Source organism: Fibrobacter sp. UWB12 (genome assembly GCF_900142485.1).
In the GTDB taxonomy this organism is placed as follows: Bacteria; Fibrobacterota; Fibrobacteria; order Fibrobacterales; family Fibrobacteraceae; genus Fibrobacter.
Map to the genome: position 1 here is coordinate 184,954 of NZ_FRAZ01000002.1, position 14,226 is coordinate 199,179.

Genomic DNA, 14,226 nt, shown 5'->3' on the forward strand with positions numbered 1-14,226 from the left:
ACAAGCTAAAAGTTTTATACTAAATTTGTGCCGTTCCGCTAAGGACCACGCGGTCGTGGTGGAATTGGTAGACACGCTAGCTTGAGGTGCTAGTGGGAGCAATCTCATGACAGTTCAAGTCTGTCCGACCGCAGAAAAAGACTCGATGTAAATCGAGTCTTTTTTCATTTTTGCACGAAGGGAGATTCCCGCTCGGAGGCGGGAATAACAAATAAAATGCCGACCCCGGCACAGAGGCCGGGGAGACATTGTCAAAAAAAAATTCAATTATTTTTCAACAAGAGTTTCCAAAATCAAAAAATTATACTATCTTTGTGTTCGTTCCGCTAAGGACCACGCGGTCGTGGTGGAATTGGTAGACACGCTAGCTTGAGGTGCTAGTGGGAGCAATCTCATGACAGTTCAAGTCTGTCCGACCGCAGAAAAAAGACTCGATGAAAATCGAGTCTTTTTTATTTGCATTGGCGCCCTTTCCCACCATCCCATAAAATTCTACATTTGCATGCATGAACCGTTTTGAACTGAAAAAGACGTCGAAGAAATCCAAGGCCCGTCTGGGCGTTTTGCACACTGACCATGGCGACATCCAAACGCCAATTTTTATGCCGGTGGGCACCGAAGCGACCGTAAAGGCCGTAACACCCGCTCAACTCAAGGAAGACATCAAGGCCCAGATTATCCTCGCAAACACGTACCACTTGTACCTGCGCCCCACAACGCCAAAAATCGCTGCAGCAGGCGGCATCCACAAGTTCATGAGCTGGAATGGCCCGGTGCTCACGGATAGCGGTGGATTCCAAGTGTGGAGTTTGAAGGAACTTCGCAAGATCAAGCCCGAAGGTGTTGAATTCAGAAGCATTCTGGACGGTTCCAAGCACTTTTTTAGCCCGGCAAGCGTGATGAACGCCCAGCGCGAAATCGGCGCAGACATCATCATGGCACTTGACGAATGCACACCGTACCCAAGCACGGTCAAGGAAGCGGAACACAGCTTAAACTACACACTCCGCTGGACCGCCGAAGCGATGGAATGGCTCAAAGATCACCCGCCGATTCACGGTTACGATCAGCAGTTCTTTGGCATTATCCAAGGCGGAATGCACACGCATTTGCGCAAGCAGGCGATTGAACGCATCGCAGAACTCGGCCCCGATGGCTACGCCATGGGCGGACTTTCCGTCGGTGAACCGACCGAAACGATGTACGAAATTGCCGACTTCTGCACAGACTACTTGCCTACAGACCACCCGCGCTATGTGATGGGCGTCGGAACGCCGTGGAACTTGCTGGAATTGATCGGTCGCGGTGTCGACATGTTCGACTGCGTGATGCCCACGCGCAACGCCCGCAACGGCATGCTCTTCACAAGCGAAGGCGTGCTCCGTTACAAGGCCGCCCGCCATGCCGAAGAATACGACAAGCCGGTCGACCCCAATTGCGACTGCTACTGTTGCCGAAACTTCAGCCGCGCCTACTTGCGCCACCTGCACCATGCCGGGGAATCCCTCGGCTACACGCTCGCCAGCATCCACAATCTGCACTTCTACCTGCACTTGATGCAAGAGGCGAAGGACCACCTCGCCGACGATACTTTTGAAGAGTGGGCTAAGGCAAAATGCGAAGTGCTACAGAGAAACCTTGAATAAAAGGCGACCCCGGAATAAATCCGGGGTGACAGCCTGTGTCTTCCGCCTTCGGCGTCAGGATGACGAGACTGCAAAAACGCCTCGGACAGTTTGTCCGGGGCGTTTTTGATGGTTACTTAAGCGCTCCGCGGGGAGCGCAATCAGTCTTACTTGATAGAGATACGAGCAGTCTTTGCAGAGCCATTCATCATGACACGCACGACATAGTTGCCGTTGCTCAGGTTCTTGAGAGAAACCTGATGAACGCCAGCGCTCATATAATCAACATGGCTTTCGACAACATGACCCATCATATCGAACACCTGGATACGAGCTTCACCAGCCTGCTTGAAGTTCACATTGAGCATGTTGCCCTTGATGCCAACCTTGATGCCGCTAGCAGCGCGTGCAACCGTCTTGAAGCCGACCTTCGGGACTTCGACGCACTTGAGGTCGTCCACATAGAGGTAGTTGATTGTCGGCTGATAAACAATGCCCTTGTAGCCAACAACTTCCCAAGCCATCTTCTTGATAGCACCCCAGTTGAGGTCCTTCGGATCTTGAGTCCAGTTCGGCTGAGCAATGTCTTCGACATTGATGACCATGGTCTTCCAAACCTGGGAATCATCAAGCGGATATTCATGGTAAGCGTAGTCCGTCACAGAACCATCCTGAATCTTGAAGGTATGAGCGGATCCCTTGTAACGGTAGCTGATAGCACCGCACTTGCTCAAGTCAATACCCTTGGAGGTATCAGCATTGGTATTGAGGCCGAGAGCCACAAACGGGGCTTCAGTATAAGTTCCCTGATCCCAATTGATGTCCTTCAAGCCAACAAAGCCCTTGGTGCCGTTCGTAACATCTTCAGTACCCGGGAAAGCAACCACATAACCACCAAGCTGTTGGTCATATACGTTAGAAATAGAGGACTTTCCACCCGGTTCCTTATCCGTATAAGCATACCAGGTACCCGTAGTCTTGAGAACTTCATCAAGATCTTCAACGTCGTCGATATCAACAACAGTCTTGTAGGTTACCGTAGCAGAAGAACCCGGAACGATTGCGCTAGAAGAAGAAGTTGCCTTTGCGCTGCTAGAAGAACCAGCAACAACAGAAGAAGAGCTCTGACCAACTGCAGCACTAGAAGAGGACTTCGGATTTTCGCTAGCACCACCGCTAACGGCAGTGAAGGAAAGACCGTCGCACTTCACGTCATCCACATAGAGATACGGATACTTGGGCTGGTTCATATCGTCCGGAACCTTTTCGAGGCCCTTGATTTCCCAAGAAAGACGAGTTGCATTTTCCATCTTGATCGGCTTGGAGCGAGAATCGTCACCCCAGGTTTCCTGCTTCAACATGTCCGTCGTAATTTCGACTTCCTTCCAACCTTCAGAAGCGTCCTTGTTCACGCGATGATAGTTGTAGTCAGTAACATCGGTCGTTTCGATAGCGAAGTTATGGCTTGCTCCCTTGTACTTGTACTTGATGGTCTTGCACTTGGAGAAGTCTGCATAAGCCTTCGGGGAATCCTTTGCCGGTTCCTTCAAAAGCGTGAGGAACATCTTGATGTACGGACCGTAAGTAAGGGAACCCTTACCAATCTTTACATCCTTAAGGGCTGCAACATACTTGGACGTATTCTTGTTGTCGCCGCTGACCGGGTAGACAACCTTATAGGTCGTGTTGCCAAAGTCATCTTCAATCTTTTCGTTAGAAATAGAGCTTGCGCCACCGTTTTCCTGGTCTTCAACAGCAGCCCATGCACCACCGAGGTAACCATAACGGTCGCCATCTTCCATGTCATCGAGAATGGAAGTCGTAGCGCCATTGGCAACGCCAGCAGAGAAGCCGGATTCTTCTTCGGCATCACCATTCTGGAGGCCGCAATTCTTATAAGATGCGCCACCGAGCTTGCTCTTGACGTACTTACCAGAATTGGTGTAGGTGAAACCGTTTTCGAACACGGCATTAGCAAATGCAGCAGAAGTTTCGTTCATAGCAGAAGCGTTCCAGTTCGTCCAGGACACGCCCTTCTGAGCCATCCATTCTACCCACTTATTGCTGGAGCCTTCATCCGGCTGGCCATCACCGTTAGCATTGACGGTACCCCATTCGGTAGCAAACACAGGCACGCCTGCAGCCATAGCCGTTTCTGCAGCCTTGTTGTAACCGCCATCGCCCATATAGTGAGTTGCAGCATAGAAATGGAGCGTACAACCGTAGTTCTTGTCGTTGATGCCTGCGGAAGCGCAAGCATTCGGCTGGCTGGACCATCCCGGGCTACCCACGAGAATGAGGTTGTCGGAATACTTACGGATAACCGGAATCACCTGATCGGCATGCTGCTTCACGGCATCCATGCTACCGGTCGGTTCGTTCCAAATTTCGAAAATCACGTTGTTGTACTTGCCGTATTCCTGGGCTGCATATTCGAAGAACTTGACAGCATCGTTAGTAAAGCCATCAGAAGATTCGATGTGCCAGTCAATGATGACGTAAATGTCCTTATCGACAGCAGCGTTCACTACGGACTTGAGCAAAGCCTTCTGGAAGCCTTCGCCACCCGTCGTGTAAGAACGGCCCGAGCTGTTGAACTTTTCGTCAGCGGCACCAAGAGCAAAACGCACAACTTCGATACCCATGTCGTCAACCAAGCGGTTGATGCCCTTTTCAGAGTAGAAGTCGGTAGAATAGGTATTGCCCGAGCTCCAGAAGAGGCTCATGCCCTTCACCTGGACAGCCTTGTTTGCGTATTCAGGGCAGGAACCCGAAAGCTTGCCACCATTAGCCTTAAGTTCACCGTACGTGCTTACGGGGCCAACACGGCTTGCAGTCACTGCCATAGCAGAGGTCACGGCAGCGCACGTCAATAATGCGAAGACTTTTTTCATAAACATCCTTTTGGTTTACACCCAATCTCCGCAACCATATAATCCCAAACGAAAGATAAATATTATGGGGAAAAATAGATGTAATATATTTGGAAACATGCAAAACCGCTAAAAAAACGGCATTTAGATTAGAAATGTTTACCAAAACGGGAGATGCCCGCTCGGAGGCGGGCATGACATAAACAAAGGGGTTGCACAAATACCGACCCCGGCACAAGGCCGGGGAGACAGTGTAAAACTTAATTCTTCACGAACTTCATGGTCTGCAATCCAAGAGGCGTCAAGAATCGGACGATGTAGACCCCTGCACGGAGCGAGCTCATGTCAAGCACACGGGCATCGCCTACGCTCTTGATGTCTGTAATATTGACTCGGCGGCCATCAACACCGATGATATCCAAACGGGTGATGTCTGCGGCACCTATAACAAGGCTTGCAGAACGGGCATCATAATAAATTTCGCGAGGCTTCGTCATCATAACTTTCGCAAAGCCCATCGTCCCTTCTGAACTCGAACTTTCGACCTTTTCGTTGCTGGAACTGTCACTGGATTCTTCGCTCGAGGAACTCAGAATGACGTTGGAAGAAGAACTGTTACTGGATCCTTCGCTCGATGAGCTCAGGATGACGTTAGAAGAGGATGAACTCTGTATGACGCTAGAAGAGGAAGAATATTCCATCACTTCCCCATTGCTACCCTTGTATGCCATGAGCGCATCTTTGAGCGCTTGGTTCACGTCCGAAGAGGCATCGTCAACAGAATTGTCAAAGGTCCACTTGAAATCGCCACCCTGCAAACGGCCAGCGTAGGCACGCACATTCGCAACAGCCTGTTCCGGAGAATCAGCCGTGTAGCTGTACATGATAGACTTGTCCGTATCGAAGTTGTTATACGTATTTGCGCCATCGTAAGACTTAACGCTAGACGGCACCTGAGCTTCGCGACTGCTTACAACATAAGCGTCAAAATCGACCTTAGAATCAATATCGCCAATTGCAGTTTCTTTACCCTTCAAAATGTATTTGCTTGCGCCATACGGAATAAACGTGTAAGAGCCTTCCATGTGGTTATTGTAAGCCTTGATTGTACCGCCCGCTTCCTTGCTGAACGTACCGTTATTGGTCGGATCGCGCTTGGTGCCGCTCGCATAGACGTCGGTTCCCTGCAACGAGGTCATCATCGGATATTTGCAATTACGGAAGTAGTTTGCTTCCATGAACACGGAAGAGCCCAGCGTAGAGCCTGCGCCGTACTTGGCATTGCCATCGTAATAGTTGTTGTACACATGAGCGCTGTAGTAACGCACACGCGGATGACGGCTATCGGAGTGATCGTACCAGTTATGGTGATACGTGATGTAATAGCCCCCATTGGCACCTTCCTTAAGGCCGAGCAAATTGGACTTGCCATTATCCCAGAAATGGTTGTAGCTAAAGGTCACATAAGTCGATAGCTTGCAATCCAAGGCGCCATCGCCCTTGACCTGGTCCTTGTCGCTACCCGCATGGCCGTAGAAAAAGTCATTGTTGTGGACCCAGATATACTGGTTATCCTGCTGGAGCGTGATGTTGTCGCCTTCGTCGGAATCAACATTCATAATGCCGATGTTTCGGATTTCCAAATCCTGGGTTCCTTTGACGCGGAAACCCCAGCCATTTGCAGTCGCATCATTACCGATGCCTTCAACAGTCATCGAAAGGCCCTCTTTTTTGCCCATATCGATGGTGATGTCGCCCTTGTCGGTCACTTCGGGGTCCGTCACATTTCCCAGGAGACGAATCACCAGCGGGCGCTTATCATAGCCCTTCTTGAACGAAGTTAAGATATTTTGGAGGCCCACACTTTCCGTAACGGCGCCCTTGTTGCTCGTGACGACATCCAGCTTGACCGTGTTCTTCGTCGATTCCGAAATGTAGAGGACGACAGCTCCCGATTTGAGCGTACCGTCTGCGTTATAGGCGCCCGGAACATGTCCGTTGCTAAACGCGAATCCAGCACGGTCATGCGCCTTGACTTCTAACGATTTGGATGTGGTCGAAGCAGTCTCTTTGCCGCCTTTTACAGACGCCACCTTGAGCGTGTAACTACCCGCCTTGAGGCCGACCACGTCGACACGGAACTTGGAACCGTATTTGCGGATGAGCGGAGCATCTACCTTGACATCGCTAGCTCCAGCGCCCGAATAATAGACGTTGTAGCTATCGGAACCGTCAGATGCCCATTCGGCATAGGCCGATTCTAAAGCACCAGAGGCTATCTGAAGAGAAACCTGTGCGTTGGCCACAGCAAAAAAGCCAGCACATGCGAAAATAGAAACAATTTGTTTCATAAAACATCCCAACCCAAAAATGGGCTAATAAAATTAGCCCCACACCGGTAATCAATATACCCCCTTTGTCAATTTTTAGCAATAGCGCAAAGCAAATGCAATAAAAAAATTACATATGAAGAAGCCCGATTTAGAGCGGTTTCATAAATATGAATTTTATTTTTCGTGAAAAATCACATTAAAACAATTATATTGTGGTCGCTACAGTGTGGATGGGAAACCTTAGAGGATGAGTATGTTAAAAAAGACTTTTTTAGCAGGCCTTGCTGTATTTGGCCTCGCATTCACCGACGCCCAGGCTGCATTGAGCGACGACGATTACATCGAAGCCGCATGGATGACCACACGATTCTTTGGCGCCCAGCGTTCTGGCCAAGGTCCGAACTGGGTTCTCGACGGAACAAACAACCCCACCAGTTTCACGAACGAAAAATACAATGGCAAGGATGTCAGTGGTGGTTGGTTCGACTGCGGTGACCACGTGATGTACGGTCAAACCCAAGGCTATTCCTCTTACGTTTTGGCACTCAGCTTTGCAGAATTCACCAAGGGTTACTACGACCTTTATACCGGTGACTACACCGACTACAAGGCAAGCAAGGATTACACCCGCAAAGGCGGTAAACCGAATGACGTGCGCGACCTTTTGGAAGAACTCCGCTACGAAGCAGACTTTTGGGTTAAGGCAGCCATCGACGAAAACAACTTTGTGACCGTGAAGGGTAACGGCAATCAGGACCATAACAAATGGGTTACCGCAGGTGTCATGACCAAGCTCGGAACCGGCGATGGCGGTGAACCGCGCGAAATCAAAGGCAATGCGGACGACGCCTATACACCGGGCATGGCAGCCGCTATGCTTGCCGTTATGGCTCGTATCGACCCCGATGAAAGTGCTCGCGAAAAATACTTGAAGGCAGCAAAGACCGCATTTGCATACGCCAAGAAGCACAAAGGCGTTACGAACTCCCAAGGTTTCTATGAATCCAGTTGGTGGAACGGCATTTGGGAAGATGGTCCATTCCTTGCCGCAACAGAACTTTACCGTACGACCAAGGATGAATCCTACAAATCCGAAGCACAAAAATACTGGGACAAGATTGACTTCGACAAGAACAGCTTCACCCGCTTTAGCTATTCTGACGCAAGCCCGCTCTCTTACATCCTCGGTGAATTCATCTTTGGTTTCAACCCGCTAGGCGACTACGCCGGTGTGCAAAACTACCTCGACAAGATGTACCTCGATCAGGTAGACAGCAAGGGTATTTACAATAAAGAAACTGGTGGCGCAGGAAAGTTCCCGACCCGCACTCCGGCAGGCGGCGCATTCCTCTATTCACTTTACTCCAAATTTGCAAAGGACAATTCCTACGACGAAGCTATCGAAAAGAACGTCGCTTATCTTCTTGGTGACAACAGCAATAAGAAATCTTACGTTGTTGGCTTTACCCGCAACGGAGCCAACGCTCCGACGCATCCGCATCATCGTGGCTACTATGGCAACGAAGACGCAGGTCGCGATGTCAACAGCATGGGTGGCGCACCTGAAAAGAACAAACTTTTGGGCGGTATGATTGCAGGCGACTTCACAAGCGGAAGCCACAGCAATAGCACAGCCCAATGGCAGGTGAACGAAGTCTGCCTCGACTTGAACGCTCCGCTCGTTGGCGCACTCGGTTACATCTTGAGCAAGAAAGCCCCAGTCGAAAAGGTCGCAAGCGATGTTGAAGAACCGGAAGAAGAAAAGAAACCTGAAGAAGGTATTGTTGCAGGCCGCATCCTGAATACAAACACATTCAGCCTCGTTCGCAGTACCTCATCCATTACAATAAACAGCGCAAACAATGCTCCATTCGCTGTTCAGGTCTTCGGAGTCTCCGGCAAGCTCGAACAAGAACTTATCAGTGATGGACACAGCCTGAATATCAGCATCCAGAACAAGGGCCTGAAGATCATCAAGGTTTCTTCCAAGAATGCAACCAAGACGTTCAAGGTGAATAATTACTAGAAATTAGGAATCGTCATTGCGAGAGTGCGCAGCACTCGAAGCAATCTCAAACAATTTTATCAAGTTCGCGATGTAATTCGCGGACTTTTTATTTACAGTTTAATGCGAGAAATCGCTTCTTTGAAAACCGCAGGGTCTTGCAGCAGGCTAATGACCACCCAGCCATCTTCGTCAAAATCAAAGAAGAAGCCCGGCTGTACAAGCACATGCTTTTCTCGAAGCAAGCGAAGCGTGAGTTCTTCGTCATCTTCGCCAAGACGCACAACAGCGTACCAGCCACCGAGAACTTCGGGACAATACTTGGACGGGAACGCTTCGCGAAGCATCTGCCAATTAGTTAGGAGTCGCTCGCGGACACGCGATTCATAAGCAGAAGCCTTGGGTAAAAGCGAAATGCCGAGAGCCTGCGCAGGTGCAGAAACGCTCAAGTATGCGTCTTCGACGAACTCGAGAGCCGCGCGAATTTCTTCGAAATTTTCGCGCGGGGCGTAGAAAGCCATCCAGCCGAGCTTTAGCTGCGGCGAGCCCACAGCTTTGCTAAGACCATTCAGCCAGAAAATCGGGCACTTCGGACCGTTTTCGGGAAGGTTAATAAAGTCTCCCCCGCCCGCATCCCAGAGATTCGGATGATTCGAGTCAAAAACATACTGCCAAGTGCGCGAGACTTTATCCGAGAAAGCATAATCGCCGAATACTTCGTCGACGACGAGAATCATGTTGTTCTCTTCGCAGAAACTGACCGCAGCGTTCCATTCTTCACGAGAGATGCAATGACCAGTCGGATTATGTGGCGAGACAAGCAACAAAATTTTTGCATGTTCCGGCGCCGCCAAGAGGCTGTCGGAATCCAGGACAAAACGGAAGGTGGATTTTACTGGATTCTTCGCTTCGCTCAGAATGACGTTTTTTTTCGCCTTAACCGGTTGCCGTACAAGTTTCAAAAAGTACGGAGCACATTCCAAATGCTCGAGCTGCGCAAGCGTATCCAAAAGCGGATAGCCGGGCATCGGCGTTAAAATCACATCGCCCGGATCACAGAACGTCTTGAACAAAACGGAATAAGCTTCGCTCGTGCTTGCTGTTAGGATTATCTGCCCAGCAGTAAAATTGCCACCACGTTCGCGGTAATACTCCACCACCGCTTCGCGAGCTGATTTCCAGCCCGCAGCATCCGGATTCCAGTTGCCGAAATCCTTGCGGCCTTCATCAATTGCCACATCCATTTCCACCGGCAAGCCTGCTTTCACGGGGCTGCTCACCGTCATATCGATAAACGGAAGTGCATCTGAATTCGCGCACGCCGTAAGCACATCGGCTTTTGCGCATTCCAATTCAGCAAAAAACGGAGACGGAGAAAGATCTTTAGGCAAACGTGAAGAAAGCATGATAGCTCAAATTTAGAAAACAGTTCACCAAGTAGTGCAACGACTTTAATCTTTCACGCAACGGACGGATGAGCCATAAACTTTACTCCAGAGACCCGTACCAACACCATCCTCAAATTCTCTCAAATTCACAGAAAAAGCATGATACCACCGTTCTTCTGAAGATGTCCAAAAACACGCTTCACGGCCCTCATTATAATAAGCGCCCTGGTCACCTTTATAGCCTGCAGGAACCACATTAAATCCGTACGAATCCGTTCCTGCAAAATAATGCCAGTTACCACTAGACCTGAGCTTTTTTCCCGCATTATCGGTATCGTACAAGTAAGTTGCATTTTGAGTACCACCTACCGCACCAAACAATGTTCGCCATTCATTAAACGTAGGCACATGCCAACCCGCCGGGCACAATCCAGACACAGGATATACTGGATTGCAATCATGGCCATAGCCACAATTCACACCATTGGCGCTCCACACGGCAGCACTATCCATCACAGCAGACCATGGATAAAGGCGGCCATATTGTTCACACTTCTCGGGATTATTGCCCCAACAGAAACTATTGGACGTTTCCAGATTCAAGTTTTCAGCCATCCACCACTGGTCACCAATTTTCACGGTCTTATAGGTTTGACCATCTCGGTCATCCGTCAACGTTCCGTATTCGCATGTATCTGTACTATCCGTTTTGCACGGCATCGCCTGCGGAACCGAAGACAAATCTATGGGAGTCTCCGTTACAACAGAATTATTTGACGCATCGTCACCGCAAGCGATGAAACTAGACAAAAGAATACAAACGAGTGAAAAGAATGCAATACGTTTATTCATAAACCCTCCTTCTTTATTTTGTATAATATACAAAATATATTTGAATAAAAGAGAGCTTAGTTTAATCTTTCACGCAACGGACGGAATATCGATCCTTGTCCATATGGCCCAAAACACCACCACCATTTCTAGAACTTCCGTCATCACTGAATAAAGTCGCATTGCCCGAATCATAGCCCATCGACAACATATTGAAACGATTTGGCGCATTTTTACGCGACACAATAAAACAGGCTCCAACATTCAAATAATAGAAGCCAAGGACATCATCACCAAACCTGCCTGCCGCTAGAGCCGAAAAACCAAATGCATCAAAACCATTTCCACTTACCCCCTCATCATAATCTTGCCATCCCGTCTTGGACTTCAAGAAATAACCCGCATTATGCCATATAAACTTTTTTTCTTCATCTTGTACGCCACCAATATTTTTCAAAAGCGTTTCAACCTCGCTCACCTGTGGCAAATGCCAACCCGGAGGGCACGCTTCTTCAGCCTCGTCCCATGAGTAGAGGCGACCGTACTCTTTACAAATGGTAGAATCATTTTTATAGCAGGCGGCCTCCCCCTGTTTATACTTCAGATTTTCAGCCATCCACCACTGGTCACCAATTTTAACGGCCTTGTACTTTACGCTGTCTCGGCTATCCTCAAAAAATTCCTGGATAATTTTTGAGGGCGCAACTTTTTCCAACAATTTTTCAGCAGCTTTTCTATCTCTTATTTTACCAAAGGCCGTAATCTTATCTTCAATTTTAAAGATAAGCTCCATAGTATCTTCAGCCGATCTCTTTCCGTTCTTTTGATTTTGGAAAGTAAGGTTATACGCCATTGAAAGGAACACCGCAACAAATGCAAGTATTATCCAAATGCGTTGCATATCTATTTTATTCCTATAAAAACTTAAAACTACTTCTTACGTTTTTTCAAGAAACTTGCAAGCGCAACGGCAATCAAGATGCCTGCCGGGAGCACGACAGCAATCGTCAAGAGAATAAGCTTTTGAAGGTCGCTTAATCCCTTGAGCGATTTTTTGAAATTTTTGAAGCGAGCACGCAGACCAGGCTTTGCGACTTCTTCGGAACCTTCGACATTTTCGCCATCAACGTCACCATTGTTCGCCAAATCTTCGGAACCGGCAAAAGCCTTGATGTTCGGGAAAAGCGCCAACAACTTGGACGCCGATTCCTTAACAGGCCCCACAAATCCGTCCGCACGCGAACGAACCTTACCATAGACTTTTTTGAATGGCGTCTTAAGTTGTTCTAACATTATTTTCTCCTATGGACTGCTTCGCTCGCGATGACGTGCAACGACGTTTACGCTTTCTTGTAAATCAGGTTCACGCCGCCAAAGAGGGCGCGCATGTTCGCCTTGAGCGTATCGCTCGAGACACCGCGACCTTCGACTTCTTCGCCGTTAGCCTTGAGCACAATGCGGCTTAAGCCACGACCTGCCCACAGCTTATCCTTTTCAGGAACGACGAGCTGGCGATACTTCACAAGCTCGACCGGCATGCCGATTTCACGCATGAGCATGAGGGCAGCTTCGATCGGACCTTCGGCCGTCACGGACTTCACAAGCGCTTCACCATCCTTCTTGAAGTGGAAAATGAAGCGGTTTTCGTCCGGGATAACTTCGATGTTGTTGAACACCAGGCGACCGTTCACGTTGACGAACTGTTCGCGGAACACATCGAGCACGCGTTCAGCACTGAGTTCACCTTCGGCTTCGCTCAAGCGCTTCAGCACCGGCTGCAACTTGGAAGCTTCCTGCAAGGTCATCTTGTAGCCGAACTTCGTGATGATTTCGTACACGGCGGTACGGCCGCTCTGGCTCGTGAAGCTGAGCGTATCGTTCTGGTTACGGCCAATGATCGAGTAATCAATCGGACGGTAAGCGCCCTTCTTCATGTCCTTCGTCTTGGATGCGCCATCCTGGTGGATGCCGCTACGATGGACGATTGCTTCAGTACCGATCAACGGAGCGCGGATGTATATAGGCACGCCGCTCCAATGGCTCACGAGAATTGCGGTTTCGTAAATGCGTTCGAGATGCAGTCCCGTTTCGACACCGGAATTGTGCAGGCCAATCGCGACTTCATAGAAGTTCGTGTTACCGCAACGTTCGCCGAGGCCGTTCAAAGCGACTTCGAGCTGGGTTGCACCGACAAAGAAGCTTTCGACAGTAGCAGCCGTTGCCATGCCGAGGTCGTTATGGCAATGCACAGAAATCGTGATGTTCTTGGGCAGAGCTTCATAGACCTGCTTGACCTGGTCGACGTAGAGCTTCGGGCGGTAGCGTTCCACCGTGTTCGGCAGGTTGATCGTCGTAGCACCGGCTTCGACAACAGCCTTCAGAACGTCAATCACAAAATCCATGTTTTCGAGGCAGTCACCAAAATGTTCGGCGCTGAATTCCACATCGCCCTTGTCGCCGACGAGCGACTTTGCAAACTTCACGCACTTCACAGCCTTTTCCTTGACCTGTTCGGGCGTCATGTGCAGCACGTTTTCCATGGACAAGGGGCTTGTGGCAAGGAACGTATGGATGCGCGGATGCGGAGCGTACTGGACAGCTTCCCAGCAGCGCTGGATATCGCTTTCGATGCAGCGAGCGAGGCCAGAAACAACGACGTTCTTCGCGGTTTCGTCGCCTTCTTCCGCCATCTGCGCGGTGAGCTTTGCAAGTTCCATGACCGATTCAAAATCCATTTCGCTAGACGCAGGGAAACCGACTTCGGCACCTTGCACACCGAGCTTCAAGAGCAACAGATAAACATCTTTTTTCTGGGCGTTGTTCCAGGGCTTCGGAAGAGCCTGGTTACCATCACGCAGTGTTACGTCATAGAAGAAAGGTTTTCTCGTTTCAGTCATTTTTATCTCCTTGCCGGCTTCAAGACCGCAAAGTTCCTTTAATTTTTCAATTCCAAAAATAGAATTTCGCCATAAAAAAGAACCCGCTTCGTTCTCGAAGCGGGCGCTTTTAGGTTGAAATTCGTTTGAAAATCTTTGAAAAATCCCTAAAACCTCGCTTCGGTAGCGATGCTAAGTAGAAGTAGAAGGTTCAAGATTTTTCTCATGTGCATGAATATACAAAGTTTCGAGAGGAATGGCAAGGGGGCGTGATTATGACAAACCCCTACAAATC

9 protein-coding genes and 2 tRNA genes are annotated in these 14,226 nt (G+C 49.3%); 4 read left to right on the plus strand and 7 right to left on the minus strand.

Translation table 11 applies throughout. From position 1 onward, the window contains the following. Nucleotides 1–49 precede the first annotated feature (49 nt). The 3 genes from BUA34_RS03300 to tgt all read left to right on the plus strand — a co-directional run bounded on the left by BUA34_RS03300 (nucleotide 50) and on the right by tgt (nucleotide 1,646). Nucleotides 50–133: transfer RNA gene (locus tag BUA34_RS03300), tRNA-Leu, on the plus strand. A 204-nt stretch (nucleotides 134–337) separates the two neighbouring features. Continuing rightward, a tRNA-Leu gene (locus BUA34_RS03305) sits at nucleotides 338–421 on the plus strand. An 85-nt stretch (nucleotides 422–506) separates the two neighbouring features. Continuing rightward, nucleotides 507–1,646, plus strand: a complete 1,140-nt coding sequence (tgt, locus tag BUA34_RS03310; RefSeq protein WP_072827328.1) for a tRNA guanosine(34) transglycosylase Tgt — start codon at nucleotides 507–509, stop codon at nucleotides 1,644–1,646. 146 nt (nucleotides 1,647–1,792) lie between these two features. Here tgt and BUA34_RS03315 read toward each other — a convergent pair whose 3' ends face one another. Both BUA34_RS03315 and BUA34_RS03320 read right to left on the minus strand, forming a co-directional pair. Continuing rightward, entirely contained in the window at nucleotides 1,793–4,519 is a 2,727-nt protein-coding gene (locus BUA34_RS03315; protein WP_254794301.1) for a cellulase family glycosylhydrolase, read from the minus strand. A gap of 239 nt (nucleotides 4,520–4,758) precedes the next feature. Continuing rightward, the gene (locus tag BUA34_RS03320; RefSeq protein WP_072827330.1) at nucleotides 4,759–6,849 is read right to left on the minus strand and encodes a pectate lyase family protein; all 2,091 of its coding nucleotides are present in this window, start codon (nucleotides 6,847–6,849) and stop codon (nucleotides 4,759–4,761) included. Between the two features lie 235 nt (nucleotides 6,850–7,084). On the opposite strand from BUA34_RS03320, the gene BUA34_RS03325 reads away from it, so the two are divergent. Beyond that, nucleotides 7,085–8,857, plus strand: coding sequence for a glycoside hydrolase family 9 protein (locus tag BUA34_RS03325; RefSeq protein ID WP_072827331.1), 1,773 nt, complete (start codon nucleotides 7,085–7,087; stop codon nucleotides 8,855–8,857). A 92-nt stretch (nucleotides 8,858–8,949) separates the two neighbouring features. On the opposite strand, the gene BUA34_RS03330 is transcribed toward BUA34_RS03325, so the two are convergent. The 5 genes from BUA34_RS03330 to leuA2 form a co-directional block, all read right to left on the minus strand. After that, the gene (locus tag BUA34_RS03330; RefSeq protein ID WP_072827332.1) at nucleotides 8,950–10,242 is read right to left on the minus strand and encodes a pyridoxal phosphate-dependent aminotransferase; all 1,293 of its coding nucleotides are present in this window, start codon (nucleotides 10,240–10,242) and stop codon (nucleotides 8,950–8,952) included. Between the two features lie 45 nt (nucleotides 10,243–10,287). Continuing rightward, nucleotides 10,288–11,076: a fibrobacter succinogenes major paralogous domain-containing protein gene (locus BUA34_RS03335; protein ID WP_072827333.1), complete on the minus strand. Its 789-nt coding sequence runs from the start codon at nucleotides 11,074–11,076 to the stop codon at nucleotides 10,288–10,290. Nucleotides 11,077–11,137: 61 nt separating this feature from the next. Then, complete coding sequence (locus BUA34_RS03340; protein WP_072827334.1) at nucleotides 11,138–11,956, minus strand: FISUMP domain-containing protein; 819 nt, start codon at nucleotides 11,954–11,956, stop codon at nucleotides 11,138–11,140. Nucleotides 11,957–11,985: 29 nt separating this feature from the next. Then, nucleotides 11,986–12,348 carry a hypothetical protein gene (locus BUA34_RS03345; RefSeq protein ID WP_072827335.1) on the minus strand — a complete coding sequence of 121 codons (363 nt, stop codon included), beginning with the start codon at nucleotides 12,346–12,348 and terminating at the stop codon, nucleotides 11,986–11,988. Nucleotides 12,349–12,395: 47 nt separating this feature from the next. Continuing rightward, nucleotides 12,396–13,952 (minus strand): 2-isopropylmalate synthase LeuA2, encoded by a 1,557-nt coding sequence (gene leuA2 / locus BUA34_RS03350; RefSeq protein WP_072827336.1) that lies wholly within the window; start codon nucleotides 13,950–13,952, stop codon nucleotides 12,396–12,398. Between the last annotated feature and the right edge of the window lie 274 nt (nucleotides 13,953–14,226).

Bases quoted from the DNA above. Each gene is read 5' to 3' on its own strand.
- BUA34_RS03335 (WP_072827333.1), bottom strand. From the start codon at position 11,076: ATGAATAAACGTATTGCATTCTTTTCACTCGTTTGTATTCTTTTGTCT.
- BUA34_RS03340 (WP_072827334.1), bottom strand. From the start codon at position 11,956: ATGCAACGCATTTGGATAATACTTGCATTTGTTGCGGTGTTCCTTTCA.
- BUA34_RS03320 (WP_072827330.1), bottom strand. From the start codon at position 6,849: ATGAAACAAATTGTTTCTATTTTCGCATGTGCTGGCTTTTTTGCTGTG.
- BUA34_RS03345 (WP_072827335.1), bottom strand. From the start codon at position 12,348: ATGTTAGAACAACTTAAGACGCCATTCAAAAAAGTCTATGGTAAGGTT.
- BUA34_RS03325 (WP_072827331.1), top strand. From the start codon at position 7,085: ATGTTAAAAAAGACTTTTTTAGCAGGCCTTGCTGTATTTGGCCTCGCA.
- leuA2 (WP_072827336.1), bottom strand. From the start codon at position 13,952: ATGACTGAAACGAGAAAACCTTTCTTCTATGACGTAACACTGCGTGAT.
- BUA34_RS03330 (WP_072827332.1), bottom strand. From the start codon at position 10,242: ATGCTTTCTTCACGTTTGCCTAAAGATCTTTCTCCGTCTCCGTTTTTT.
- tgt (WP_072827328.1), top strand. From the start codon at position 507: ATGAACCGTTTTGAACTGAAAAAGACGTCGAAGAAATCCAAGGCCCGT.
- BUA34_RS03315 (WP_254794301.1), bottom strand. From the start codon at position 4,519: ATGAAAAAAGTCTTCGCATTATTGACGTGCGCTGCCGTGACCTCTGCT.